General features: G+C 38.2%; 22 protein-coding genes. 8 read left to right on the top strand and 14 right to left on the bottom strand.

Features of this window, described 5'->3' with window-relative positions:
• The 6 genes from ACTJJF_RS06830 to ACTJJF_RS06805 form a co-directional block, all read right to left on the bottom strand.
• A complete protein-coding gene (locus tag ACTJJF_RS06830; protein WP_440699139.1) occupies positions 1–1,362 on the bottom strand; it encodes a M20/M25/M40 family metallo-hydrolase in 1,362 nt (453 codons plus the stop codon).
• A gap of 1 nt (position 1,363) precedes the next feature.
• Entirely contained in the window at positions 1,364–2,770 is a 1,407-nt protein-coding gene (locus ACTJJF_RS06825; RefSeq protein ID WP_440699138.1) for a M28 family peptidase, read from the bottom strand.
• 55 nt (positions 2,771–2,825) lie between these two features.
• Positions 2,826–4,070 carry a DUF1015 domain-containing protein gene (locus ACTJJF_RS06820; RefSeq protein ID WP_312301399.1) on the bottom strand — a complete coding sequence of 415 codons (1,245 nt, stop codon included), beginning with the start codon at positions 4,068–4,070 and terminating at the stop codon, positions 2,826–2,828.
• 2 nt (positions 4,071–4,072) lie between these two features.
• Positions 4,073–5,038 carry a D-2-hydroxyacid dehydrogenase gene (locus tag ACTJJF_RS06815; protein WP_440699137.1) on the bottom strand — a complete coding sequence of 322 codons (966 nt, stop codon included), beginning with the start codon at positions 5,036–5,038 and terminating at the stop codon, positions 4,073–4,075.
• 112 nt (positions 5,039–5,150) lie between these two features.
• A complete protein-coding gene (gene serC, locus ACTJJF_RS06810; protein WP_440699136.1) occupies positions 5,151–6,215 on the bottom strand; it encodes a 3-phosphoserine/phosphohydroxythreonine transaminase in 1,065 nt (354 codons plus the stop codon).
• 124 nt (positions 6,216–6,339) lie between these two features.
• Positions 6,340–6,690 (bottom strand): 4Fe-4S binding protein, encoded by a 351-nt coding sequence (locus ACTJJF_RS06805; RefSeq protein ID WP_047098990.1) that lies wholly within the window; start codon positions 6,688–6,690, stop codon positions 6,340–6,342.
• A gap of 59 nt (positions 6,691–6,749) precedes the next feature.
• Between ACTJJF_RS06805 and ACTJJF_RS06800 the strand changes: the two genes are divergently transcribed.
• From ACTJJF_RS06800 to ACTJJF_RS06790, 3 genes are read left to right on the top strand one after another with little or no spacing between them, the layout of a single operon-like run.
• Positions 6,750–7,784, top strand: a complete 1,035-nt coding sequence (locus ACTJJF_RS06800; RefSeq protein ID WP_440699135.1) for an acyl-CoA reductase — start codon at positions 6,750–6,752, stop codon at positions 7,782–7,784.
• 48 nt (positions 7,785–7,832) lie between these two features.
• The gene (locus ACTJJF_RS06795) at positions 7,833–8,279 is read left to right on the top strand and encodes a peptidylprolyl isomerase (RefSeq protein WP_440699134.1); all 447 of its coding nucleotides are present in this window, start codon (positions 7,833–7,835) and stop codon (positions 8,277–8,279) included.
• A gap of 35 nt (positions 8,280–8,314) precedes the next feature.
• A complete protein-coding gene (locus ACTJJF_RS06790; protein WP_440699133.1) occupies positions 8,315–9,004 on the top strand; it encodes a Bax inhibitor-1/YccA family protein in 690 nt (229 codons plus the stop codon).
• A gap of 177 nt (positions 9,005–9,181) precedes the next feature.
• Here the strand turns inward: ACTJJF_RS06790 and ACTJJF_RS06785 are convergent, their stop codons facing one another.
• The 4 genes from ACTJJF_RS06785 to ACTJJF_RS06770 form a co-directional block, all read right to left on the bottom strand.
• The gene (locus ACTJJF_RS06785) at positions 9,182–9,430 is read right to left on the bottom strand and encodes a DUF6952 family protein (RefSeq protein WP_101237843.1); all 249 of its coding nucleotides are present in this window, start codon (positions 9,428–9,430) and stop codon (positions 9,182–9,184) included.
• Positions 9,431–9,432: 2 nt separating this feature from the next.
• Positions 9,433–9,738 carry a thioredoxin family protein gene (locus ACTJJF_RS06780; RefSeq protein ID WP_027379513.1) on the bottom strand — a complete coding sequence of 102 codons (306 nt, stop codon included), beginning with the start codon at positions 9,736–9,738 and terminating at the stop codon, positions 9,433–9,435.
• 174 nt (positions 9,739–9,912) lie between these two features.
• Entirely contained in the window at positions 9,913–10,545 is a 633-nt protein-coding gene (locus ACTJJF_RS06775) for a peroxiredoxin (protein ID WP_047098363.1), read from the bottom strand.
• Positions 10,546–10,704: 159 nt separating this feature from the next.
• Complete coding sequence (locus tag ACTJJF_RS06770; protein WP_440699132.1) at positions 10,705–11,898, bottom strand: pyridoxal phosphate-dependent aminotransferase; 1,194 nt, start codon at positions 11,896–11,898, stop codon at positions 10,705–10,707.
• A 281-nt stretch (positions 11,899–12,179) separates the two neighbouring features.
• On the opposite strand from ACTJJF_RS06770, the gene rsmG reads away from it, so the two are divergent.
• The 5 genes from rsmG to ACTJJF_RS06745 all read left to right on the top strand — a co-directional run bounded on the left by rsmG (position 12,180) and on the right by ACTJJF_RS06745 (position 19,034).
• The gene (gene rsmG / locus ACTJJF_RS06765) at positions 12,180–12,815 is read left to right on the top strand and encodes a 16S rRNA (guanine(527)-N(7))-methyltransferase RsmG (protein WP_440699131.1); all 636 of its coding nucleotides are present in this window, start codon (positions 12,180–12,182) and stop codon (positions 12,813–12,815) included.
• Between the two features lie 62 nt (positions 12,816–12,877).
• Complete coding sequence (locus ACTJJF_RS06760) at positions 12,878–13,282, top strand: hypothetical protein (RefSeq protein WP_232740635.1); 405 nt, start codon at positions 12,878–12,880, stop codon at positions 13,280–13,282.
• Positions 13,282–13,818 carry a DUF922 domain-containing protein gene (locus tag ACTJJF_RS06755; RefSeq protein WP_440699130.1) on the top strand — a complete coding sequence of 179 codons (537 nt, stop codon included), beginning with the start codon at positions 13,282–13,284 and terminating at the stop codon, positions 13,816–13,818. The genes ACTJJF_RS06760 and ACTJJF_RS06755 overlap by 1 nt, the downstream gene beginning before the upstream one ends.
• A complete protein-coding gene (locus tag ACTJJF_RS06750) occupies positions 13,815–16,502 on the top strand; it encodes a PD-(D/E)XK nuclease family protein (protein WP_440699129.1) in 2,688 nt (895 codons plus the stop codon). Before ACTJJF_RS06755 ends, ACTJJF_RS06750 begins: the two co-directional genes overlap by 4 nt.
• 165 nt (positions 16,503–16,667) lie before the next feature.
• Positions 16,668–19,034 carry a patatin-like phospholipase family protein gene (locus ACTJJF_RS06745; protein WP_440699128.1) on the top strand — a complete coding sequence of 789 codons (2,367 nt, stop codon included), beginning with the start codon at positions 16,668–16,670 and terminating at the stop codon, positions 19,032–19,034.
• Between the two features lie 135 nt (positions 19,035–19,169).
• Here ACTJJF_RS06745 and ACTJJF_RS06740 read toward each other — a convergent pair whose 3' ends face one another.
• From ACTJJF_RS06740 to ACTJJF_RS06725, 4 genes are all read right to left on the bottom strand, one after another.
• Entirely contained in the window at positions 19,170–20,249 is a 1,080-nt protein-coding gene (locus ACTJJF_RS06740) for a cytochrome-c peroxidase (protein WP_440699232.1), read from the bottom strand.
• Positions 20,250–20,316: 67 nt separating this feature from the next.
• The gene (locus ACTJJF_RS06735) at positions 20,317–21,831 is read right to left on the bottom strand and encodes a DUF6850 family outer membrane beta-barrel protein (protein ID WP_440699127.1); all 1,515 of its coding nucleotides are present in this window, start codon (positions 21,829–21,831) and stop codon (positions 20,317–20,319) included.
• A 1-nt stretch (position 21,832) separates the two neighbouring features.
• Positions 21,833–23,053 carry a DUF4876 domain-containing protein gene (locus ACTJJF_RS06730; RefSeq protein ID WP_440699126.1) on the bottom strand — a complete coding sequence of 407 codons (1,221 nt, stop codon included), beginning with the start codon at positions 23,051–23,053 and terminating at the stop codon, positions 21,833–21,835.
• A 22-nt stretch (positions 23,054–23,075) separates the two neighbouring features.
• Positions 23,076–25,868: a TonB-dependent receptor plug domain-containing protein gene (locus ACTJJF_RS06725; RefSeq protein WP_440699125.1), complete on the bottom strand. Its 2,793-nt coding sequence runs from the start codon at positions 25,866–25,868 to the stop codon at positions 23,076–23,078.
• Between the last annotated feature and the right edge of the window lie 41 nt (positions 25,869–25,909).

Raw genomic sequence — 25,909 nt, 5'->3', positions numbered from 1 at the left:
TTACCAATTTTTATCAATCATATAAATAAGTTGTGTCATCACAACAGAACCGAGGAGGAGTTCTCTCCGGTTCACTTTTTCAAAAGTATCTTCTGCGGTATGGTGAATATCAAAATAACGTTGCGGATCCGGGACCAGTTCTGCTGTGGGAACACCCATCTCATGCAGCAGAGCAATATCCGATCCTGAATATTTTCCTTCAAAATTGTAAACGCCATAAGGTAAAAATAAATGAACCCAGCTTTTGATCTGATTTCTTTGTACGTCACCCATTTCCAGGGAAATTCCTCTTGGGGAAAACCCGCCGGCATCGGATTCTATGGCAAAAATATGTTTTTCGTTCTTTTCTTTGGCTGTTTTTCCATATTGTTTGCCACCTTTGGTTCCGTTTTCTTCGTTGGCAAAGCAAACTGCTCTGATCGTGTGGTTATTTTGCAGGCCTAATTTTTTAAAGGTCCTTAAGACTTCAATGCTCTGAACAATTCCGGCTCCGTCATCATGGGCCCCTTCGCCTATGTCCCAGGAATCAAGATGTCCGCCTACTACAATGACGCTGTTGTCTTTTTTACCTGTAATTTCACCAATAACGGAGTGAGACAGTTTTTCACCTTTCATCCTGCAATTGGAATTGAGTTTAGCAGTTACTTTTTGTGTTCTTAATAAGATTTGAAGTTCGTCTGCTGACGTATTGCCGATGGTAATAGCAGGAACTTTGGAGATATTATCTTCATAACGCATATTACCTGTATGGGGAACATCGTCAAATGCCGATGAAAGAGATCTGATAATGGCAAATTTACCGCCTTTTTTAGCGGTTAAAGAAGCTGCCGTCCTTCTGTAAGCACCAGCCTCACGGTAAGCAATAAAGGTCTGTACATGCTCTTGGTTAAATGGGTAATTAAAAAAAACGATTTTGTCTTTCACTTTCTCTACAGGCAGTTGATCATATTCTTCCAGTGATCTGACCATAATGATCTCGCCTGAAACATCTTTTCCGCCTGTGCCTTCGGAATTCCCCAAAGACAGCATTTTTATATTTTTCCAATTTCCATTGGATGTTTTGATGTGTAAAGATTCTTTTCCTCTTTCCCAGACAGGGATCATGACTTCCTGAAGCCATACCTTATCAGCACCGGCGTCACGGAGTTTCTGGGCTGCCCATTGTACGGATTTTTCATAAGCTTCAGAGCCACTTAAACGATGGCCGATATTTTTCGTAAGTTCCCTCAGCTCAGTGTAGCCTTTTCCGTTATTCAGAATCTCTGTGGATATTTTTCTGAATTGTATGGAATCTTCTTTAGTCTGGCCGGATAAAAAGACCAGTCCTAAAATTAATGATGAAAGGCTTGCTATCTTTTTCATATTACCAGTTTTTATCAACCATAAAAATCATCTGTGTCATGGCAACTGCTCCGAGAAGAAGTTCCCTTTTATTCACTTTATCAAAAGTATCCTGTTCGGAATGATGATAATCGAAATATCTTTGAGTGTCTACAACAAGTTCTGCCAAGGGAATATCCAATTTTTTTAAAGGTGAAATATCCTGGATGGCATCCGTCTGGTCAAAATCATAAACACCATAAGGCAGAAAATATTCTTTCCATGGGAAAATCAGTCTTCTTCTTTGAGGAGACATGTCTAAAGAAAATCCTCTTGGAGAATATCCTCCGGCATCAGTTCCCAGGGCAAATATGTGTTTTTCTTCTCTCTTTTTTACATAAGCAGCATACATTTCACGACCTTGACCACCGTTTTCACTGTTGGCGTATAAAACGACCCGGATGGTATGGTTGTTTTCATAGCCAAGCGCTTTGAGTGTTCTTAACACTTCAATACACTGGGCAACACCCGTTCCGTCATCAATGGCACCTTCGCCAATATCCCAGGAATCAAGCTGGGCACCCAGGACAATCACTTTAGAATCTTTTTTACCCTGGATTTCTGCAATAATATTCGGATTGGTAGTGTCTCCTTTTGATTCGGCAGTCATGTTGATTTTAGCCGTAACCTTTTGCTTTTTTATGGTCTTTTCCAGCTCATCTGCGGATCGTGTTCCTATTGATAAAGCAGGAATTTTAATTTTATCATCCGGCTCATAATAGATCATTTTGGCATGCGGAGTATCGTCATTAGCGGTTGTCAGTGATCTTATAATCAATGCTTTTGCGCCTGTTTTGGCAATTACGGAAGCGGAGATTAATTTTGATTTGGCTGTCAGTAAATAAGAATCACTCGTATTAATAATTTTCGGGTCCATCGGAACATTCACGAAAACTATTTTATCTTTTAGCTGGCCTAACGACATAGCGTTGAGCTCCGAAGTGGAATTGATTAAAACAATTTCACCCATGAGGTCTTTTCCTCCTGTGCCTTCAGAGTTTCCGAACGAAAGCATTCTGATATTTTTCCAGTCTCCGTTTGCTGTTTTTATTTGCAGGGATTCTTTTCCTCTGATCCACACAGGAGCTTTGGCTTCCTGTCTCCAGATCATATTGATGCCGATCTCCTTAAATTTTTTCTCCGCCCATTCTACTGCTTTTGCATAGCCGGGGGTGGCGCTGAAACGTGGCCCGATCCCTTTTGTAAGTTCTCCAAGATTTTCATAAGCCTTACCATTGGTCATGATCTCGTCTGAGATCTTTTTGAATTCATCGTGATAATTTAATTTTACAGGAATGGCTGTTTTACCTGCAGGCTTTTTCTGGATTTTTTTTTGAGAAAATAAAAATCCACTCAAAAAGAGTGGAAGTATAATGAATATTTTTTTCATTTTTTATTTACCTTTCTTTTACCGATGATAAAAGTAGGGAAAAAATAGGAAATTATTAAGGTTTCATGTCGTACATTAACAGTGCTGTAATCAATTTAGGCTCAATAAATGTACATTTCGGAGGCATGCTCAGTTTCAGGTCTGAAATTTTAATCATATCGTTAAAACTTACCGGATAGATCCCGAAGCCAACTTTTCCTTCACCACTGTCAACTTTCTCTTTTAAGATATTGATTCCGTTGATGTTGGAGGTTCCTTTTACATAAGAGATCTGTTCTGAGCTGTCCGGATCTTCGATCTTAAGAATATTTTTAAAAATATATTTATCTAAAAGATGGTGATCCAGGTTATCCAGAGACATTTCTTTGGAACGAAGGTCATGTTTTACGTGAAGTGAGTAGAATTTACCATCCATATACATAGAAATATGGAATTTCTGAGAAGGGTAGTATGGAGTTTCTCCTTTTTCGTGGATCAGGAAATACTGATCAAGCTGCTTCAGGAAATCTTCATTGGAAATACCATTCAGATCGTGTAAAAGTCTGTTGTAATCATGAATTTTGATCGACTGGTTTGAAACAATGAAACTGTATACGAAATTGTAAAGCTCAGTTCCGTTATGTCTTTTATTTTTTTCCTTATGACGTTTTGCATTCAGGGCAGTAGAACCAATCCTGTGGTGTCCGTCAGCAATATAAAACGAATCAATCTGATCAATCACTTCTTTGAACTGCTGTAGCTTCAGACGATTGTCTATTCTCCAGATCTTGTGTCTGATCCCTATAGAATCTATATGATTGAAGATAGGGACGTTTTTTTCCTCATGGTTCATCAGCAACTCAATTTTTGAGTTGGCAGGGTAGGTAAGCAGTACAGGTTCTGCCTGCAGGCTTACTTTTTCAAGGTAGTGAGCGAGTTTTTCTTTTTTCTGGGGGATGGTACTTTCGTGTCTTTTTATTTTTCCATTCCAGAAATCTTCAATGCTTGCAAGCCCAAGAAGGCCTCTGAAGATCTGTTTGTTGGGATAGATCTGTTCATAGAGATAATACGCTGAATTGTCCTGGACCAATTTCTTTTCTTCCAGAAGTTCTTCAAAAGTGGAACGGATTTTTCTCAGGTTCCGATCAATATCTTTAGATTTACTTACAACGTATGGTTTTATCATATTGATGTAAGTATTTTCAACTTGAGCCTTCTCTGCGATCTCCTCCTGGGTGAAATTATCCAGTGGATGGGTAGGGAAAGTACTCTCGATGTCTCTATGAGGTCTTATTCCACGGAAAGGTTTAAAAACAGGCATATTTATCTTATAGTTTCTTTTTGTAGCTTAATAATTTGTTCTGCAAGTTCGGTACCGATTTTCTCTTGCGCATCTATCGTATTTCCACCTACGTGAGGAGAAAGTGAAAGTGCCGGATTCATTAATAAAGGCAGTTCCGGGCTTGGCTCGTTTTCAAAAACATCCAATGCCGCTCCGGCTACTTTTCCTGAATCTATAAAATCAATCAGCGTCACTTCATTGATCACACCGCCTCTTGCAGTATTCACAATATAAACACCGTCTTTCATTTTTTCAAACTGCGGAGTGTCTATAATGTATTCATTCGTTTTCGGAGTGTTGATACTGATAAAATCAGCTTCTCTAAGGAATGCATCCATATCATTGGTAGAAGTGATCTCAAAGTTCACCGACTGCCCGTCAAAAAAATGTAAAGTAATTACTTCTGTTTTCGGGCTTCTTGTGAGAACCTGTACTTTCATTCCTAAAGCGATTCCTATTTTCACGACTTCCTGGCCAATGCTTCCGAAGCCGATTACTCCTAATGTTTTTCCTGAAAGTTCATAAGCATTGCTGAATGACTTTTTCATCGCATTGAAATGGGTTTCTCCCTCCAAAGGCATCAGTCTGTTCGATTCATGAAGAAACCTTGCCAATGCAATAAAGTGTCCGAAAACCAATTCAGCTACTGATTTTGAAGATGCTGTAGGGGTATTGATGACCTTGATTCCTTTGCTTTTTGCATATTCAACATCAATATTATCCATCCCGATACCACCTCTTCCTATGATTTTAAGACCAGGGCATGCATCAATCAGTTCTTGTTTTACCTTCGTTGCACTTCTTACAAGAAGAACATCCACATTATTGTCGTTGATAAAATTAATAACGTGATCCTGGGCCACTCTATTGTCCAGAACTTCAATTCCGGCTTCTTTTAAAGCGAGTTCTCCTGCTTTTGAGATTCCATCGTTTGCTAAAACTTTCATGTGTTATTTATTACAGATGTTAGATTTAAGATGTCAGAAATCAGACTTTGGGGTCTGCTGTCTGGTATCTGCTGTCTGATATCTTTTTTATTTTTCGGTCGCCTAATATAAGCTATTTTATCGACTTCATTACATCCACCAATACCTGTACACTTTCTAGAGGAAGTGCATTGTATAGGCTGGCTCTGTATCCGCCCAAACTTCTGTGTCCGTTTAGTCCGCTGATTCCTGCAGCTTTCCAGGCATTGTCAAATTCTTCTTTTTTACTTTCGTCAGTAATTTTGAAAGAAACATTCATCAGAGAACGGTCTTCTTTTACGCAGAACGTTTCAAAAAGAGGATTGCTGTCAATTTCATCATACAGAAGTTTTGCTTTTGCTTCATTTCTTTGTTCTGCTGCTGCAATTCCACCATTGTTTTCCAGATGCTGAAGTGTCAGTAAAGAAGCATAGATCGGGAATACCGGTGGGGTATTGTACATGGATTCTTTAGAAATATGCTGTGAATAATCCAGCATAGAAAGCATATTTTCTCTTCCTGATTTACCAAGAATCTCTTTTTTGATCACTACAAGAGTAACTCCTGCAGGTCCCATATTCTTCTGGGCTCCGGCATAGATCAGATCAAATTTGGAAAAATCAAGCTGTCTGGAGAAAATATCAGAACTCATATCACATACCATCAGAGTATCCACTTCTGGGAAGGATTTCATCTGGGTTCCATATATGGTATTGTTGGATGTGCAGTGGAAATAATCATATTCTGATCCCACTGTATAATCTTTAGGAATGAAAGAATAGTTTTCTTCCTTTGAAGAACCTACTACATCTACTGTTCCTAGTTTTTTTGCTTCTTTAATAGCTCCTGCAGCCCATGTTCCCGTATCCAGATAAGCTGCTTTTCCGCCTACTTTCATCAGGTTGTAAGGCACCATGGCAAACTGCATGCTGGCACCGCTTCCCAAATAAAGTACTTCATAATCATCACCCAGATTCATCAATCTTTTTACAATTGCACGTGCTTCGTCCATTACAGCAACGAAATCCTTGCTTCTGTGGGAAATTTCAAGAAGAGATAGCCCGATACCATTGAAGTCCAGGATAGCCTGTGCTGATTTTTCGAATACCTCCTGTGGTAAAATACATGGTCCTGCGCTGAAGTTGTGCTTTTTGTTCATATTTTTATTTTTTGGTTGCCTTCGGAATATTTTTTATTCCTTTAGCTTTATTTGTGGTTTTCTATTAAGTTTACTGAGGTTTTGATTAAAAAAAGCCGTCTCAAAAGCATGAGACGGAGTTCTTTTATTCACCGTGTAAGAATGCTTTTTTATTAAGCAGTGCTTCTTCTGATTCTACATGGTCTTCATCTGGTACGCAGCAGTCTACAGGACATACGGCAGCACATTGCGGCTCCTCATGGAATCCTTTACATTCAGTACATTTGTCTGTAACAATGAAATAGACATCGTCACTTACAGGTTCCTGAGGTGCATTCGCATCTACAGTAAGCCCTGAAGGAAGCGTTACAGTTCCTTGAAGTGTTGTACCCTCAGAAGCTTTCCAGTCTACGGCTCCTTCATATATTGCATTATTTGGGCATTCCGGTTCGCAAGCCCCGCAGTTAATGCATTCATCAGTTATTTTAATAGCCATCGCTAATTTTTTTTAAATTTGCACAAAATTACAAAATATTCCCCAATTTTAAAGTAATTATGAATACCGAAAATCAAGTTTTAGGACTTATTAAATTAAGTGATTATATAAAAGCGTTTTTAGCTAAAAAAACGGAGGATCACAATGAAGATGATGTAAATATTGAATTATTGTTAAAAAGATCGGAAATAGAGAATCCGTGGTTCACAGTTGATAATCAGAAATTTGCTTTGCAGCAATGGGCTGATCTTCTTACTGAAGACAACATTAAAAAGTGGCTTGAAAATTATTCAATCTCTAAAATTTCAAAGAGAGTAGGGTTAATTTTGGCAGGAAATATTCCTCTGGTAGGGTTTCATGATGTGATTTCTGTGGTGCTAAGCAATCATATTCCCGTAATTAAGCTGTCTTCCAAAGATAAATATCTGATTCCGTTTCTGTTAAAGAAATGGAAAGAGTTTTCTGATGGCCAGGTTCAGTTTGAATTTGTAGAGAGACTGGAGAATTTTGATGCTGTGATTGCTACAGGAAGTAATAACACGGCAAGATATCTGGAATATTATTTTAAAAACCATTTGAATATCATCCGTAAAAACAGAACTTCAATTGCTGTTTTAAAAGGAGACGAAACTGATGGAGAGCTTCAGCTTCTGGCAAAAGATATTTTCCAGTATTTCGGCCTGGGATGCAGAAATGTAACGAGGATTTTTATTCCGAAAGATTTTGTGATTGACAGGCTGTTTGAAAACTTTTTAGGCTTCCAGGATATCATCAATCATAATAAGTATGCTAACAATTATGATTATAACAGAGCGGTTTACCTGTTGAATCAGGATAAATTCTGGGATAATAATTTTGTGATGCTGAAAGAAGATGATAAACTGTTCAGTCCGCTTTCTGTAATCAATTTCAGCCGGTATGAATCTTTGGATGATGTGAAAAGTTTTATTGCCGAAAATGAAGAGAATATTCAGTGTGTAGTGGCAAAGGATGAACTTAGGCTGAATTCAATATCATTTGGTGAAGCACAGAATCCCGGACTTGATACGTATGCCGATAATGTGGATACGATGAAGTTTTTGGAATTGGTCTGATTTTCGTATCTTCCATCACTTATTTCACCTAATAACAAAATGAATCATATGAAAAAATTATTTCTGGGTCTTGCGCTTATAGGCGGCCAGCTGATGTTTGCACAGAAAGTTGTTGACCTTAAGGTTGAGAACAATCAGAAAAAAGAACAGCCAGCTACTATAAGCAAAGAAAAGGTAAATACTTATAATGATAATTTCCTTGCATTTATCAATGCTCTGCAGTCTTCCGACCGTAAAGCGATGGATGGCCTGCTTTCTGATAAAGTAAAAGAGATTGTTACGGATGACGTTCTTAAAAAAGTAAAGGACGGTATTGATTACAGTAAAAAACTTGAGATACTGAAAGTAGGGTACTATGTAACCATGGATGGTATCAGTCACCCTAATATCAAATATAAATATGCCGGAGATAAGTCTTCAAAAGAAGCGATCAGTGCTGTTTTTGAAGATGATGGAAAAATTCTTGGCGTATTACCGGCTAAGAGTGAAAAATGAAAATTAATTTCGAATTAAATTAAAAAATATTAACTATGATGACAGATGTTTTAGTCGCTCATTCTACAGAAGTGGAAAAAGCGGATTTTTACAAGAAGACCTATTTGCATGTTGCTTTATCTATTCTTGCATTTATTGGTGTGGAAACAGTTTTATTGAAGACTGTGCCTGTAGAAGTTATTGCAATGATGTTTCAGGGCAGGCTTACCTGGCTTTTAATCATCGGTGTATTCTGGTTAGCTTCTATTTTGGCTTCCAAATGGTCTCTTTCGCAGAGTAAATCTACTCAGTATTTAGGGTTAGGATTTTATATTTTGCTTGAAGCGGTTATTTTTATGCCGTTGCTTTTTATTGCTACCAATATGGCAGGAGGGGCGAATGTTATTTTTCAGGCTGCAACCCTTACTATTGCTATGTTTGCCGGGATTTCTGCAGTAGCATTCACTTCTAAAAGAGATTTTTCTTTTTTAAGAAATATCATCATCATCGGAGGATTTATTTCTATCGGTCTGATTATTGGTGGGATGATCTTCGGTTTTAATCTTGGGCTTTGGTTCTCTGTAGGAATGGTGATCCTGGCTTCTGCAACGATTTTATACCAGACAAGTAAACTGAAAGATTCATACGGAACCAATCAGTATGTAGGAGCTGCATTACAGCTTTTTGCTTCTATTATGCTGTTATTCTGGTATATTCTGAATATTTTGATGAGCAGAAGAAGCTGATCTTAAATCTTAGAAAATAGATATAGAAAAATCCTGATAGTGCTATCAGGATTTTTTTGTTTTATACTTGTCTCGGCTATTTAAGATAATGGCTGTTGTATTTTTATAAATAATTGCTTTTGTGATTAATCACAAGATCTATATAAGTTTTAATAAATTATATAGAGTATAATTTAATTATTTATCAATTGAGCCTAATACCTTTTGAGCAAATGAGTTTAAGGCATCTTTTTCACTCATTCCGTTCTGGACATTGCCATGAACTTCCAAAGCGCCGCAGATATTGGTAATAAGTTCTCCTGCTACATTCAGATCTTCCTCACTGGTTCCTCTGAATTCACAGAAGCTTTCCAGAACTTCCAATGTCTTTTCAAGGTTTTCAGGGGTCTGGTTTTGATAGAATTGTCTTATTATAGGTAGTTTCATTATTATAATTCGTTAAAAAGGTTAATTAAACTTTCTGCCTGGTTAGATTGAACCTGATTCACCAATTCACCGTTTTTGAAGATAGCGAAAGTAGGAAGGTTGTCTACCTTAGCTAATTTTCTGCTTTCAGGAAGTTTTTCTGCATCAACATATAGAAATGGAATGCTTTCATTTTCAGAAGCCAGTTTTTTGAATTTAGGCTTCATGATTCTGCAGTTTCCGCACCATGTTGCTCCATATTGAACGACTACTTTTTCATTGTCATTGACTATATTCTGTAATGTATCTTCGGTTAATTCTGTGTACATAATAGTTGTGTGTTGGTTAAATAATTGGGTAATAGTTATTCTTAGGTGAACGTAAAATTTCACCTGAATAAAGTAAAGAATAAAGGAATTGAAATAGAAGAAAATGAGATAAGCTTACAACAGCATCATGAAATTCATTTCAGTTTATCTCATTTTCATATTTTTTAGAATATATTAGTTCTTAGCTAAGTATTCTGCAGTAGAAGTTCTGTCAGCTTTCATAGCATCTTTTCCTTCTTCCCAGTTTGCAGGGCATACTTCACCGTGTTTCTGAACGTGTGTGTAAGCGTCAATTAATCTTAAGAATTCTTTTACGTTTCTTCCAAGAGGCATATCGTTTACCGCTTCATGGAAAATTTTTCCTGTTTCGTCGATAAGGTAAGTTGCTCTGTACGTTACGTTAGAACCTGTGAAAACTTCTTCTCCTTCTTCATTGTATTCGAAATCCTGGTCTACGATTCCTAATGTATTGGCCAATTGTCTGTGTGTATCTGCCAAAAGCGGGTAAGTTACTCCTTCAATACCTCCGTTATCTTTTGGTGTGTTCAGCCATGCAAAGTGTACTTCGTTAGTATCACAAGATGCACCGATTACTTTAGTGTTTCTTTTTTCGAATTCACCTAAAGCCTCCTGGAAAGCGTGAAGCTCAGTAGGGCATACAAAAGTGAAATCTTTAGGGTACCAGAATAAAAGAACTTTTTGTTGGTTGTTTACTGCTTCATCAAGGATGTTGATTCTTAGATCGTCACCCATTTCAGACATTGCATCAATTGTTAAGTTTGGGAATTTTTTTCCTACTAAAGACATAATTTTCTGTTTTTATATTTAAATTTCTTATGCAAATATAGAAAAGATTTATCTATCGAACAAATGAATTTTGATAAATAAAATCTATAATTGTTTTTGATGGCTGTTTCATAAAAAAGCCCTGAAACCAGGGCTTTTGCTATTTAATATCAGAATATATTAATTGTATTTTTCAAGAGTTTCTTTGATTCTTTTCATGGCTTCTTTGAGATCTTCCTCTGAAGCGGCATATGAAAATCTGATGCATTCAGGGCTTCCGAAAGAATAGCCGCCCACACATCCCACATGAGCATTTTCAAGAAGGAACATAGCGAAGTCGTCTGAATTTTTGATTTCAGTTCCGTTTAATGTTTTACCGATATAGTGGGAAATATCCGGAAAGAAATAGAAGGCAGCTTTTGGAAGCAACACTTTGAATCCCGGAATTTCTCTGATCAGCTCATACACAAGGTCTCTTCTTTTTTTGAAGGCATCAATCATGTATTTGTATTCAGACGGATCTGTTTTTAAAGCAGTAATAGATGCTCTCTGAGCCATGGTATTGGCCCCGCTGGTCATTTGCCCCTGAACTTTCTCACAAGCTTTAGCCAGCCATTCAGGACATGCTGAGTACCCGATTCTCCAGCCTGTCATAGCGAAAGCTTTTGACATTCCGTTGATCACTGCGGTTTGCTCATATACTTCCGGGAACTGGGCGATAGAAGTGGTCTTTGTTTCATAATTGATGAATTCATAGATCTCATCGGAAATGATCGTTACGTTAGGGTATTTCGCTATTACTTTAGCGATAGATTTCAATTCATCGTAGGTATAATATCCTCCGGACGGATTACATGGAGAGCTGAAAAGGATGGCTTTCGTTTTGTCAGTGATCGCTTCTTCTACCTGTTCTGCCGTTACTTTAAAATCCGTTACATAAGAAGTTGGAAGCATTACAGAATTTCCGCCCATCATTTTCACCATTTCATCATAGCTTACCCAGTAAGGTGCAGGAAGCAATACTTCGTCCCCGTCATTGATGATCGCTGCCAATACATTTAAAATAGCCTGCTTTGCCCCGTTGGAAACACAGATCTGGGTAGGTTTGTATTCTAAATGGTTATCTCTTTTTAATTTATAGGCAATGGCCTCACGCAATTCCAGGAACCCGGGAACAGGAGAGTAGTGGCTGTAGTTTTGGTTGATGGCATCGAAAGCGGCCTGTTTGATATTGTCCGGAACATCAAAATCCGGTTCACCAAGAGTTAAGCTGATCACGTCTATTCCGCTGGCTTTCATTTCTCTGGCTTTGTTTGACATTACAAAAGTCTGTGAGTATCCTAATCTTTTTACTCTATCTGAAAGTTTATCCATGTATTTTTTGAATTTTAACAAATATATAATAAAAACGTTTTGTGGGAGTAATAAAGTAAGGGGACTTTTGAAGACTTTTATCAGGTTTCTAAGGATTCAGAAAATTGGAAATAGTATCATTACCTGAATACAGGCTGTGTTTGAAAATGATATTGATCCGAAAATAATTCCAAAAGAAAGCACTGATTAAAAAGGAAATCATTCATGTTTTTTCATATACCTCTCCTGAAAATTTGAATAAAGCCAATAAAAACTTATTTTTGCAGACTATAATAATTCACATGTCTACATCGTTACTATTAAAATACTTTCCGGATCTTACAGAAACACAGTTGAAACAGTTTGCAAAACTGGAGACTTTGTACAATGAATGGAATGAAAAGATCAACGTAATTTCCAGAAAAGATATGGAATCGCTGTATGAAAAGCATATCCTGCATTCTCTGGGAATTGCAAAAGTGATGGAATTTGCTCCGGGCACCAAAGTTTTGGATATTGGCACCGGAGGTGGTTTTCCGGGAATTCCTTTGGCTATTTTGTTTCCTGAAACAGAATTTACCTTAATAGATTCTATCGGTAAGAAGATCAGTGTAGTAAACGCAGTAGCAGAAGGGGTAGGTCTTACCAATGTAAAGGCTATTCACGGAAGAGCAGAAAAACTGAAAGACAAATTCCACTTTGTAGTCAGCAGAGCCGTTACCCAGATGCCGGAGTTTTTAAGATGGCTGAAAGGAAAATTTGAAAAAGAACAGTTTAATCCCAAGCATAACGGAATTTTATATTTAAAAGGCGGTGACCTTGCAGAAGAACTTGCCGGGCTTAAATGTGAGATATTCAACCTTAAACACTATTTTGATGAAGAATTTTTTGATACTAAAAAAGTAGTTTATGTATCAAAAGGTAATTTCAATTCCTGATTTCATAAGATTGGGGAATAATTTTTGCTGAATATTTATTAATAATCACAAAATTGAAGGTTATGAAAAAGTTTTTAAATCTTGGATTTTCGGTATTGGCAGCAGGCTTTTTTCTGGTCTCCTGTAATGACGATGATTATGAAACCATTGAATCTGTTGATAAGATCAAAATAGACAGTGTAAAAATCGTAAGCGATACGATGGATGTTTTTGCCATACAAAGCATAAAAACCTATTCTACCTATCCGTCTCAATGTGAAGGATTTTATGGCTATGATTATATTTACAACAATAACCTGGAAAGAACGGTTACTGCCTATAAATACAGAACCAACGGGCCTTGTACCCAGGGAAATTATGTAGGTGCCAACCAGATCAATTTCAGCCCCCAAAAGAAAGGAACCTATACCTTTAAATTCTGGAATGGCGGAAACAGCTGGATTACCAAAACAATTGTGGTGGAATAATGAAACTGATTTTTATATTTTGTTTATTTTCTGTTCAAATGGCATTCAGCCAGAAAATCATGTGGCAGGAAGAACAAAAGCTGGTGTGGGATAATTTTAAAAGCCCTGTCAACAGAAAGAATAATCCGGACGTTGCAGCATATACCAATTGTGGTTGGGAATTTTCCGTTGTGAAGTCCAGCAATCCGAAATCACCTGTTACCATTAAGATTCAGGCCATATTCAATGAAGAGAAATCCTGGAAAGATGTAAAAAAGATCAACGATTACATTTTACTGCATGAGCAGAAGCATTTTGATATTGCTGAGCTGTTTGTAAGGAAGTTCAGAAAAGCAGTTGCCGAAAAAATCAGTACTTCAGGAGATTATAACAAATATTTTAAAGTCATTTACAACGGGATTTCTACTGATTATAAAAACTTTCAGATTTCCTATGACAGAGATACCCGCCATGGGATGAACAAAGAAAAGCAGGCTGAGTATAATGCTGCTATTTCTCAAGAATTAGACAATTTAAAAAGCTATCAATCCCTTTGAAATTTCTCAATAAGATTATCCAAGAGCTTCTGGCGCAAAACACAGACCTTTCTGTGTTTAATATTGTGCTTCCCGGTAAACGTCCCATTGTGTTTATCAGACAGATCCTGGAAGAAAACAATTATTCGGGATTTCTTCCCAATTTCTTTACAGTAGAGGAACTCATTAATAAAATTGCAGATAAACAGCCTATACAGGGAATTCCGCTCTGGCTTTTCTCATTTGATGTGTACAGGAGTCTGAACCTTATCCCCAGAGATGATTTTTCGGATTTCCTGAAGTGGTTTCCGACCCTGCAGAAAGACTGGGATGATATTCTGAAATTTTCAGATAGCGACCAGGCAGTTTTGCAATATATGTTTGATGAGGAAAGGATTAAGGAATGGGCTCAAAACCTTGGTGAAGATGATGATGTCCCAAGAAAGAAGTTTCTTAATTTCTGGCAGAATATGAACGTTTTCCTTCCGGAACTGAAAAGCCGTTTACAGGAAAAGAACTGGGCAACTTCAGGAATGATCCATGAAACAGCTAAAGCCAGTATCGGTGATTTTGCCAAAAATACTACCGAGCAGTTTGTTTTCTGTGGTTTCAATGCCTTTACGCCGGTTGAGGAAAAGCTCGTCAGAAGTCTTTTGCAGTGGAATAAAGCGCAGTGTTTCTTTCAGGCGGACCGTTATTATTTTGATGATGAAAGACAGGAAGCCGGGAAATTCCTCAGAAATCATAAAATGTGGAAAGAATTTGATGATAACAGAGCTTTTCAATGGATTGAAGATGACTTCACCCAACCTAAGAATATCAAAGTATATGAAGTTTCCGGAAACGTAACCCAAACTAAGGTGCTGCCGGAAATATTCAAAGAGATCAACAATAAAACCTATTCCAATACTGCTGTGGTGCTGCTGGATGAAAACCTTCTGCCGGCAAGTCTTGACGTAATGCATGGAGTGGAAAACCTGAATATTACAATGGGGTTTCCGTTGAAAAATCTGTCTTTCTCCAACGCAGTAAAAAGACTCTTTTACCTGCAGAAACAGCTTGAAAAGAACAAATCTTCTTATTACTACCGGGATATTTTTCCTATTCTGGAAGAACTTCCCAAGTCGGTAGAAGATGAGCAGATCATCAATGATTTCAGGGCGAAAGTGGAAGAACGGAATATTGTCTATATTTCGAGAAAGCTTCTACAGGAACTTTTGAACGGACTTTCTTATGCAAACCTTCTTGAAAAGGCAATAAGTACCAATGCTTACCTTGATATGCTGATCTCATTTTGTCAGCAGGTAAAATGGCTGGATATTGACGATATTCAGTATGAGAATGTCTCTCATTTTGAGAATGCTTTCAGGATCATCAAGAACCAGCTGACTCCTTACAATATTGAGATCAAAATGGAAACCCTGGAGATTCTGATCAATCAGCATATCAATTCCGAGAGTATAGACTTCCAGGGAGAGCCTTTGCGGGGATTGCAGATCATGGGATTGCTGGAAACCCGTCTTCTGAACTTTGAGAATGTTATCATGCTTTCTGTAAACGAAGGAAAACTGCCATTAGGAAATTCTCAGAATACCTACATTCCATTTGATATCCGCCGCTTTTTTGATCTTCATACTTTCCTTGAAAATGACAGCATCTATGCCTATCACTTTTACAGGCTGATCCAGGATGCCAAAAATGTGCATTTACTTTATAATGCATTAAGCTCGGGGGTCAATACCGGTGAGAAAAGCCGTTTTATCACCCAGATTGAAATGGAGAGTTCCCATGAGATCGAGCATTTGATTATTGAAAATTCCTCAGAACCTATTGCTACCAAACCTATCGAAATTTCAAAGACACAGATTGTACAGGAGCGCCTTCTGAAATGGAAAGAAAAAGTATCCGCTTCACATCTTACGAGTTATCTTTATAATCCCATAGATTTCTATCTGTCAAAGATTCTGAACACTTCGGAAACAGATGAAATTGAAGAGGAGTTATCTGTAAAGAATTATGGGAACCTTGTCCATTATTCACTTCAAGAAGTTTATGAAGTATTGAAGGGTAAGGTTTTAAAAGAAAGCGATTTAAATAATTCAATTAAAGCAATAGATCAATATATAAATATTGCGATCGAAAAGCTTAAACATCAGCCTGAGTTCTATGAAAAGGGGATGAATTACATCCATAAAGCGATTGCTAAGAAAGTGATCGAAAACGTTCTCAACCATGACCTTGAACTGATAAAGCAAGGGAATAAGCTGGAGATTATTGACATTGAAAGAAGGTTTGAAAATGTAGAATTCTACCTTGACGGAAATGATAAAATTTCCTTTTTCGGATTTATAGACAGGATTGATAAACTGAACGGCACTTTAAGAATTATCGATTATAAAACCGCAAAGATCAAAAACCTTAACGTAAAGATTGATGAAGAAAACGTTGACCAGTATTTCCACAACAGTGAAAGAAAGCAGGCACTTCAGCTTTGTATTTACCATTATGTAGTACAGCATCTTCCTGAATTCTGGGGATTTCCGATAGAAACCGGGATCTGGAGTTTTGCCGATGCTAAAAAGGGGATGGTTTCTCTGCAGTTTGATAAAGGAGATATTGATGATGCGATGAAATCTGTGAAAAGTCTTATCCTTGAGATTTTGAATCCGGATATTAATTTTGTGGAAACTGTAAAAGTGTATTAAGAATATTTAATACAGTAAATTGTATGCACTTCTGATTAATAATCAATATTTTATTTATTCTTTATTTCTTAAAGCAAAACTGTAAATCGATCAGTATGTTTTTTATGTATCTTTACTCTTTACTAACATTTTTAAAGTTTACAAGGAATAAACTTAAGAGTACTCATGAAAAAAATCCTGATATTTTTAGCTGTTGTTGTCTCTCTTATTATCAAATCCCAGCAAAAGAATGATTCTCTGAATCTTGCTCTTCAGAATGTAACCAAAGACACTAAGTTTGGTCTGGCACTCAGCGGCGGCGGTGCAAAAGGTTTTGCCCATATCGGGATTTTGAAAATGATCGATTCTCTCGGGATCAGGGTAGATTATATTACCGGAACCAGTATGGGAGGAATTCTGGGAGGTCTTTATGCTATGGGGTATAATGCTGACCAGCTGAAGCATACGGTCTATAAAGTAGACTGGAACAGGATTCTGAGCAATAAGATCCCTTATAACAAGGTTAATATCAGTGAAAAAGATGAATATGATAAATACATTCTGGAGTTTCCTGTAGTCAAAGGAATTCCGACCCTTCCCAGTTCCTATATTGAGGGACAGTATATGGGCGAGGTTTTGAATACACTTACTTTTAATGCCAAGCATATCAATGATTTCAGTAAGCTCAGGATTCCTGTAGAACTTACGTCTTCAGATATTGAAAATGGAGGGCTGATCATGCAGAAACAAGGATCCTTACCTCTGGCTATCCGGTCTACACTGGCTATTCCTGCGGCTTTTGCTCCTGTTTATATTGATGGGAAATTACTTGTAGATGGTGGACTCGACAGAAATTATCCGGCCAATGAAGTCCGGGAAATGGGCGCTGATTTTGTGATCGGAGGGTATACGGGGTTCAGGCTTTTTACCAAAAAAGAAATTGAAAACCCTATGAAAATGATCTATCAGACGCATGCCATCCGTTCTGTGGAAGATTTCAAGCACCAGAAAGGATTGTCCAATATCCTGGTAGATTTTGTGGATCCGTTAGGAGATATTACGACCAAAGACTTTGCCCGTTACAGGAAGATCATTAAAATCGGAGAAAAAGAGGCCAGAAAGCACCTCCCTGAATTCGTAGCCCTGGCAGAAACACAACGTAAGTTAGGCATCCAATATGAACATAAAATGATTGAAGAAGTGAAACTGCCTACAACAAAATTCACTTACAATGAAGAAGACGGTACACCTCTCACAGACAAAGCAGAAATTGAAGTCATTAAGAAGCAGATGGGGCTTGCGGAAGGGAAGTACTATGATGTAAAAACCGTGAACGAAGCAATAGACAGGGTGTTTGGTATGAGACAGTACGTAAAAGTGTATTATACCTATACCAACACCGGGGATGCCCTTACTATGAATATTTTTGTGAAAAGAGCTAAGAAAGGGGCTTTTAAGCTTGCTCTACATTATGATACCGAACAATCTGTCGGCATTATTGTCAATTATACCTACAGGAATATTATTCTGAACAGATCCAGATTTTTGGCAACAGTTGACATTTCAGAGCGTTTTAAAGCAAGACTGGCCTATCAGCAGTTCTTGGACAGCGGAGAACGTTTATGGCTGGATCTGGAAGCTAAAATGATCCATCTTAAGAGTAATGACCTTAACTTTAGGCTGTACGATGTGGGAAATGAGAGCAGCAGTGATAATTTTCCTAACCATATGTATCGTAATATAACCGGAAAAATTGCCCTGAATTACAATATAAGCCCGAATGCAGTGATTTCCCTGGGAACAGAATTCAGTACAGAAAGAATGTACAGTTTGCTGGATAAGGTTGATCAGGCTAAAATAGATAACTACAGTAAAAAACTTTATAACCACAGTAATTTTAATACGTTCCTGAAATTTGAACAGAATAATCTTAATAAAAGATATTTTTTCACAAAAGGAAACCATCTTCAGGTAAGTACAAGATTTTATTACGGTGATCGTTATGACCTGTATGACCTGAATACAGTACAGCCGCTGCTTTATCCTATACTGAATCCTAAAGAGCCCCATTATTATCAGCCTAAAAATCTGATTTCTTTTACTTTGAATGAAAACTTTGCGTATCCTGTCACCAGAAGACTTGCTGCCAAGGTCAATCTCTTTCTTGGAACAAGCTTTGGCTCAAAGAAAGAAGATAGAGTTCCTTATCTTTTTCTGAATCAGAAATACAATCTTGGCGGAAGCGAATATAATTATGACTTGCTGAGCCCGGAGTTCAATGGTCTAAGACAGAAAGAACTGCCTATGACTTCTGTGGCCAAAGCAGGGATATCATTTCAGTACAGAATTATGAAAAGATTATATCTTACCCCTTCATTCAGCTATGGTAAGGTAAGTGAAGAATATTCTCCGTTTGATAACAGCTTTGATATGTTCGGCTACGGAGTCAATCTGGGTTATGAATCTCTTTTAGGCCCGATAAATCTTAACATTTCAAGAAACAATCAGCTTGATTTCTCACGGATCTATTTCAGTATCGGCTTTAAATTTTAGGAAAGGAAGCTGGAAGTATTTGAAAGTAGGGAATGGGTGTAACGTTATTATTTTTAAATGATTACGTTGACATTCATGTGTTATTCGTTCAATAGTCACTTCTTCCAGCCTCTGGCTCCCTGCTCAATAACTTCTTTATTTCCTTGGGATGTCCGGACGGGGCATTTTGTAGTAACTCCCTGACATGGCTTTTAAAAAGGCAACAATGGCATCTATTTCCTGTTCATTAAGCTTTAAAGGCTTTACCAAAGGGTCGGTCACAGGAAAGTTCGGATCTGCCTTCTTTTCCTCAGGAGTAGGATTGATCATCTGCATTCCGCTGTTGTATAGACTCACAATGCCGTGCATATCATCCATTAAGCCATTATGCATCCATGGAGCGGTATAGTCCAGGTCTCTCAGAGAAGGAGTCTTGAATTTTCCAACATCATCCGGTTTTCCTGTGATATGATACAGGCCAAGATCTTCATATTCTCTTTTATAGTAGGTAAGTCCTATATTGTGGAAAGATTCATCAGTCAGGTATTTTCCATAATGACAGTTCATGCATCTTGCTTTGGTCCGGAATACATGCATGCCGTATATCTCTTTGTCGTTCATGGCCTTATAATCTCCGTTGATGAACTTATCAAGTTTGCTTGGCTGGCTTCTGATGGTTTTCTGGAAAGCTGCTAATGCTCTGGCGATCTTATCAAACGTAATCTTTTCGCTTTGATATGCTTCTTTGAAGAGGGTTCTGTATTCCTTTACTCTGGAAAGTTTCCCGGCAAGTTTATCCGGGTTCATATTCATTTCATTGTGAGCGGAAATAGGACCTACCAGCTGTTTTTCCAGTGTTGTTGCTCTTCCGTCCCAAAAATAGGAGGTCCTTTCTGCAATATTGAAGAGAGACTGGGTATTCCTCTTTCCCTGTAAATGATCATTACCTAAGGCTACTTCCTGGCCATCTGCCCATCCTAATTCAGGATTATGGCAACTGCTGCAGGAAATCTGGCTGGATGACGAAAGTTTTGGGTCAAAAAACAGCTTTTTTCCCAGTATAACCTCCGGAAGCTCCTGGGTTTCATAATAGTTGGAATCCCATTCTATAGCCTCAAATTCCTTCCAGTTGATTTCAGCATCTACAGTCGGCTTGGGCCAATATTGTAATGGTTTTTTGTAGTGAACAGCGACTTCTCCGTAGTCTACATTATGTTTTTGAAAAGTATGCTGCATACAGAAGAGTGAAATTCCTCCAACGAACATAATTAATTTAACATCTGAAAATTTCATGATAATAAATTTAAAAAATACTTCCTATACTGACCGCCCATTGAGAATTGCTGTCGTGTTTAAAATGGCTGTACATCATTTTGCCTCCCACAAAAATATTCTTCACAACAGGAACACTGAAATGAAAATGAATATCAAGTTTAGCCTGCCAGAAACCCGAAGCCTGAAAAGCATAATTGTCCTGAAGCATTTCATAGATGGCAGGTTTTCCGGAATTGTTGAAAACAGTATCTGTATGATAAACATGGGTTGTGGAAAGACCTAATAAGACGGAGAGCATCTGGTTTGATTTAAAAGTTTTTAACCACTGATAATCCAGTCCATACGCTATCTTACTTAATTCTATTCTTGATAGGGGACTGCTGTATCTTTCCTTTTCCTGAGCCCACCCGAAAAAAGGAAGAAAGGAAGACTTGGCATTATCATTGCCCATCTGTAAAAGTCCTTTGAAAATAAGATGATGGATCTTATGGTTGTATTTTTCCACACTGCCTATCTGAACGTAGTTTCTTGAATTTTCATTCAGAAAAAGATTTTCAGTTCCTTTTCTTTCCGTACTGTTACCGTCAGCGATAATTCCCCATACGATTTTCCCGGTATCAAAAAATCTTCCTAATGACACGTTGAGCTGTTGTTCTTCAACGCTGGATGCATTAAGATCCGAATATTCTGTCAGAAGCTTATCCATGTTCATTTTTTTTAACCCCAGATTCAGATACCAGTTTCTGTTGTCTGCCTCAAAGATTTGTATCCCACCCCCATATGACCAGCCTTCATAGTAGGCCTGTCGAAGTTTTCCGGAAAGAAGCTCATTATAATTTCCAAGTCCGCTCATATTATAGATCAGAGGATAGCCCTGGTTGCTTACAAAGCTCAGATAATGCTTCTGAGTGTATTTTTCAGCCTCCAGATAGGCGCCCAGTCTGAATTTCTGAAACATGAGTTTACTGGCACCAAGGGCCAGTGAAAAGTCTGCAGTTGTATTCTTTGGCCGTGGATCAGTATCTCTATAGCCCAATGTGGCTCTGTAGCTTCCGGCAATGCCTATGGTATACGAACTGATCTTTTTAGAATAGCCTCCTGAGAAACTATATCTTTCAAATTTCATATCACCACCTACACTGTCGGCTGCTACATAAGGGTAAATAAGGTCATAATCTGTATTCTCGTTCCATACCACCTGCTTGTTTTTTCCCTGTGAATAAGAAGCATTACCCCAAACCGTAGTTTTATCATCAAGAGCCTGTGAGGTGCGGGCTTCCGCCCCCCATAGATTGACTCCTTTTCCATTTTGCTTTAACTGGTTGGGAGTATCAGAATTTTCTGTAAAAAGACGGAAAGTGGTGATATTGTATTTCCTGGCGTTCATCTGGCTGGCAGGATTTATCGTGATACTGTTTTTAAGTAACCTTTCAACACTGTATTCTTCAGGTATTTTTCCTTTGATGGAATCATTGGTCTGAGCCTGAATAAAGGTGCCGGATAATACTGTAAACAGGATGGGTATGGAAAGAAAATATTTCATTTTAGTTGAATAATGAAGGTTTTACACCATGATCAAAATCTGCCGTAGAATTGTTGGTATCTTTAAGAATATTTTTACCTTCCATTGTTTTACCAATGATCTTTCTGCGTACAGATTTTCCGAAACGGTTTTTATCTCCGTCAAATGAAGTAACGGAAGTCCAGCCCATATCCAGCGAAGGTGAAGTTACCAGCCATTGGAAAGAGTCCTGTACACTTAAATTTACGACGTCTGTAATCCATTCATTTGGGATTTTAACAGCGGTTCCGTCCATAGGATAAATATCTCCCCCGAAACTAAGGTTGTAAGTATAGGTGTATGAATTCTGAGCCACCAGTGCCTCATTAGTCATTCCTTGTGGCATACGTGCCAGAGCGTAAGCATAATATCCCTGGTTATGAATTACCATTTTGTCGGAAACATTGATCATTTTCGGAACAGCAGGATTGTCGATGTCATCAGAGTTTTCTTTGAAAATCTGGAAGTTAGCGGTAGAAAGATTAACAGATGAAGGGTTGAAATCTTTGTGATTGATGGCGTCTTCAGCGATAATAATAGATTCACCCGGCTTTACAGGGTAGGTGTTTCCGGTCCCCGGGATTCTGATGATTGCTCCGGCTGACAGCGTAGTTCCCATGATGTTTGGGCTGTAATCCTGTTTTTCATTGGTCATAAAGCTTGACTGTATCAGCAGCATTCCGTCTGCATATAAAGTCTTGTCTGTATTATTGGTAATTTTAAAATACTGATCCCCGAAATACATGGCTCCCTGAGGTGTTCTTGTTCCGGTGAAGAAAATTTCTTCCAGAATAAGATCGCTGCTGTTTCCTGCTTTCAGAGAAAGTTCTATCGTTTTGTTGATCTCATTGCCGTTGATCACCACTCCGTTTTGTACTCCGGCTACTTTCGCTTCTATAGATCCGGATGGGTCTGAATAAACAATGTTTCCTTCTGCAATCATCTGATAGGTTCCGGAAGGAAGACTGACCTGTAAGGTATTGGTGTTTGAAAGCTCCTTGGTTATTGTAAACCCGGAGTTAAGTTCTTTGAAACTCAGAGTCAGTTTCTTATATTCCTTGACCTGAATATTGTCCGGAACTACTTTGAACTCCATTTTTAATAAGGTTTGAGCTTCCGGCGTTTCGTTGGAATCCGAAGAGCATGACGTAATACCGATGAAAGCACACACTACGAGTAGTGTTCTTAATACATGTTTTAGCATAAGTTGATTGAATTGAAATTGTTTATAAATTAAAGTTGATCTCCATTCCGAAATAAGGATCATAGGCTCCTTTTCTGTTGATCGTAATTCCGTTGATTCTGTAAGGTGCATAATAGCTGAAAAGCCTGCTTGCAAACATGGAGACCACAATGGCTTTATTCCTGAAGCTTTTGGTTACTTTCAGGTTAAGATTCATTTCCATGGGTCTTCTGACGGCATTATACAGATCCTGATTCTGAGCAATGATCAGGCTTTCAAGAATGCTTCCCTGCGCTGCTTCAGGATGGAAAGGGAAGATATTGCCATTCTGATCCACATAATGACTTGGAATCCCGTTCATACGGAGCATTTTTCGCATAGAATACCATGAAAACTGAAAAGAGGAAGAAAAAACAAGATCCAGTTTCGGAATATAAGTATCCATCATCAGATTCGTATTCAGAACTTCATTAACAGAGCTAGGTTCCATACCTTCATACAATCCGAGATAAGGATAAGGCTTTCCGCCAATCAGCAGATCCCGCCCTCTGTAGACAGGCATGCTGTTGCCATATTTTGTCCGGAACCAGGCTCCGTTCAGGGTAAATCTTGTATTGATTACTGGAATCCTGTTGGAAGAGTATTGGAATTCCACCCCTTCTTTATCTACTTTACTTCCATTTCGTTGTGTTGTATACAGGAAATTTTCATTTAAAGTCTGGTAGGGAAGTGTATTGATGTCCGGCGGGGAAGTGATGGCATCATGATTCAGTCCGGAGGGATCATATTTTTTGTACTGATAACCGGCATATTGATTCATAGAGCGGAAGGCATTGTGCATATTTTCCTTAAAGACGGTCACAGACAGCTGATGGGCTCCGATACCCAAATCAATCCTTGCTTCAAATTTTTCATTGACAGCAGGTTCTATTTCCGGATTTTGAGGGTTGTAAATCAGGGTTTTGTAATTGATTCTTCTGTAATTTGGATTGGTATGGAAGTAATTCAGCTGCTGAATGTCTTTATAAATAAGTTCCGGATAGAGCAGGTTAAGATCCGGAAACAGACTCTGTTTACCATATCCCAGGGTCAGGGCCATCTGAGTCTTTTTATTCATCCAGTCAAACGATGGAAGTTCCCATTGAAAATTGACTCTGGGGTCTGCATAGATTTTTCCTTTCATTTTAAAATGTGAAGGCAGGTTCATCATTGAATTTCCTCTTACCCCCAGCGCAAGAGTGAACTTGTGGTTTCCGGCATTCATGCTGCTGATCGATTCCAGAAATAGAGCAGAGGTGATATAGGCCGGGACGTCACGGTAGGCACGGGGTCTGAAAGTTGCCTTTGGGTCTATGGGTTTATAGGTGTCAAATTCCTGTCCTTTACCCCAGTTTTTACTCAATTGCCAGTCGAATCCTGCATTGATTTCATTTTTAACCGATTTAAAATCCAGCTGAAATTTATTGAGTATGGTAAAAAATACATCCAGAGGTTTTCCATCTACCAGGTAGTTGGAAATATACCGGGGCTCAGGATAGTAGCCGTCAAATTCTCCTTCAGTCTGCGATAAAGGAAAAGCTGTTGCATTCTCCAGCTGAATGAATTTAGTCTGTTTTATCTGATCAAACCTCTGATTAATTGTTGCCTGTATTTCTGTTGCCCGATAAAAAGATGGTTTGTCTTTCGTATAGGTAAAAAGATTAGACAGACTTACAAGATGATTATTCACCTCATAAGAATTCAGTTCAGAAAGATCAATGTCAGGATCAGATTTCGAGCCATCCAGAGAGCCCGTATAACTCAGATTGGTCTGCCATTTTGAGGTTCCATGGTTGTGTTTTTTTTCTTTTACAACAGCAAAATTGGCAGTGATTCTTTTATAATTTTCAAACCTGTCTCTTGGGTCAGCTTTGGCGTCCAGATAATCTATACCGGTGTTTATTTTCAGATCCTGATCTTTGTTTTCAAAACCTTTATTGACGGCAAAAAGTTTGGAATAACCATCTGCCTTGAATCTGGCTTTCCATTTTGTATAGCCTGACTTATTGGTGATTTTTACAATTCCTGAAGTCAGGTTTCCATATCTTACAGAAGGTATTCCACGGAGAATTTCCACATTTTCGATCTGATCTGTTGAAATGCTTCGCATATCTACGCCGCTGGCCAGATTAAGTCTTCTTTTCAGTCCGTTGTTGGTTTTATCCGTAAAATCGTAGGTATATTGAAGGTTGGCCCCGGAATTCAGTGGAGCTCCGTCAACAAGGAAGGTCGTTCCCATGGAAGAAGTATTATAATCACTTCCGGCTCTTCCGGTTTCACGAAGGCTTATTTTGTTCATCTGATTCAGAACCGGGTCACCTGACCTCCCTCCGGGAAGCAATTCCAAAAGATCTGAGAAACTTGAAGGCTGCAGGTGCTGCATGGCCCGCTGGTTAATAATAGATGAAGAGGTAAGCCCTTTTCCTTCTTTGGCGGTAATGACAACCTCCTCAATTGTATGTATTCTGTTGGTAAGAATGAGTGTAAATGTCTCCTCCTTTGTTATGGACAGGAGGTTTGAATATCCTGAATGATCATTACTGTCACTTTCTACCTTATATTTTCCAGGCGCTATATAAATGACCGCAATTCCTTTATCATTGCTGGATATAGCATACCTGTCTTGCTCTGATGAAATTTTGATTTCAGCACCTTTCACCGATTGTAAAGCGCTGTCTTTCACCTCAAAAGTAACCTTTAATGTAAGTTCCTGGGAAGAAATCGTTATCGCTGTAAAAAGAAAGAGAAAAATTAAAATCTGAAACCTCAGAGAGGAAAGGGAGTCATTGTGGACCATCTGGCATTATTCTTTCGGCAAAAGTAGGATGCCTAACATAA

Source organism: Chryseobacterium sp. 22458 (genome assembly GCF_052044975.1).
GTDB lineage: Bacteria > Bacteroidota > Bacteroidia > Flavobacteriales > Weeksellaceae > Chryseobacterium.
The sequence above is the reverse complement of the archived record's forward strand: the minus strand, read 5'-3'. Positions and strand labels throughout refer to the sequence as shown.

Bases quoted from the DNA above. Each gene is read 5' to 3' on its own strand.
- ACTJJF_RS06830 (WP_440699139.1), bottom strand. From the start codon at position 1,362: ATGAAAAAGATAGCAAGCCTTTCATCATTAATTTTAGGACTGGTCTTT.
- ACTJJF_RS06825 (WP_440699138.1), bottom strand. From the start codon at position 2,770: ATGAAAAAAATATTCATTATACTTCCACTCTTTTTGAGTGGATTTTTA.
- ACTJJF_RS06820 (WP_312301399.1), bottom strand. From the start codon at position 4,070: ATGCCTGTTTTTAAACCTTTCCGTGGAATAAGACCTCATAGAGACATC.
- ACTJJF_RS06815 (WP_440699137.1), bottom strand. From the start codon at position 5,038: ATGAAAGTTTTAGCAAACGATGGAATCTCAAAAGCAGGAGAACTCGCT.
- serC (WP_440699136.1), bottom strand. From the start codon at position 6,215: ATGAACAAAAAGCACAACTTCAGCGCAGGACCATGTATTTTACCACAG.
- ACTJJF_RS06805 (WP_047098990.1), bottom strand. From the start codon at position 6,690: ATGGCTATTAAAATAACTGATGAATGCATTAACTGCGGGGCTTGCGAA.
- ACTJJF_RS06800 (WP_440699135.1), top strand. From the start codon at position 6,750: ATGAATACCGAAAATCAAGTTTTAGGACTTATTAAATTAAGTGATTAT.
- ACTJJF_RS06795 (WP_440699134.1), top strand. From the start codon at position 7,833: ATGAAAAAATTATTTCTGGGTCTTGCGCTTATAGGCGGCCAGCTGATG.
- ACTJJF_RS06790 (WP_440699133.1), top strand. From the start codon at position 8,315: ATGATGACAGATGTTTTAGTCGCTCATTCTACAGAAGTGGAAAAAGCG.
- ACTJJF_RS06785 (WP_101237843.1), bottom strand. From the start codon at position 9,430: ATGAAACTACCTATAATAAGACAATTCTATCAAAACCAGACCCCTGAA.
- ACTJJF_RS06780 (WP_027379513.1), bottom strand. From the start codon at position 9,738: ATGTACACAGAATTAACCGAAGATACATTACAGAATATAGTCAATGAC.
- ACTJJF_RS06775 (WP_047098363.1), bottom strand. From the start codon at position 10,545: ATGTCTTTAGTAGGAAAAAAATTCCCAAACTTAACAATTGATGCAATG.
- ACTJJF_RS06770 (WP_440699132.1), bottom strand. From the start codon at position 11,898: ATGGATAAACTTTCAGATAGAGTAAAAAGATTAGGATACTCACAGACT.
- rsmG (WP_440699131.1), top strand. From the start codon at position 12,180: ATGTCTACATCGTTACTATTAAAATACTTTCCGGATCTTACAGAAACA.
- ACTJJF_RS06760 (WP_232740635.1), top strand. From the start codon at position 12,878: ATGAAAAAGTTTTTAAATCTTGGATTTTCGGTATTGGCAGCAGGCTTT.
- ACTJJF_RS06755 (WP_440699130.1), top strand. From the start codon at position 13,282: ATGAAACTGATTTTTATATTTTGTTTATTTTCTGTTCAAATGGCATTC.
- ACTJJF_RS06745 (WP_440699128.1), top strand. From the start codon at position 16,668: ATGAAAAAAATCCTGATATTTTTAGCTGTTGTTGTCTCTCTTATTATC.
- ACTJJF_RS06740 (WP_440699232.1), bottom strand. From the start codon at position 20,249: ATGCAGCATACTTTTCAAAAACATAATGTAGACTACGGAGAAGTCGCT.
- ACTJJF_RS06735 (WP_440699127.1), bottom strand. From the start codon at position 21,831: ATGAAATATTTTCTTTCCATACCCATCCTGTTTACAGTATTATCCGGC.
- ACTJJF_RS06730 (WP_440699126.1), bottom strand. From the start codon at position 23,053: ATGCTAAAACATGTATTAAGAACACTACTCGTAGTGTGTGCTTTCATC.
- ACTJJF_RS06725 (WP_440699125.1), bottom strand. From the start codon at position 25,868: ATGGTCCACAATGACTCCCTTTCCTCTCTGAGGTTTCAGATTTTAATT.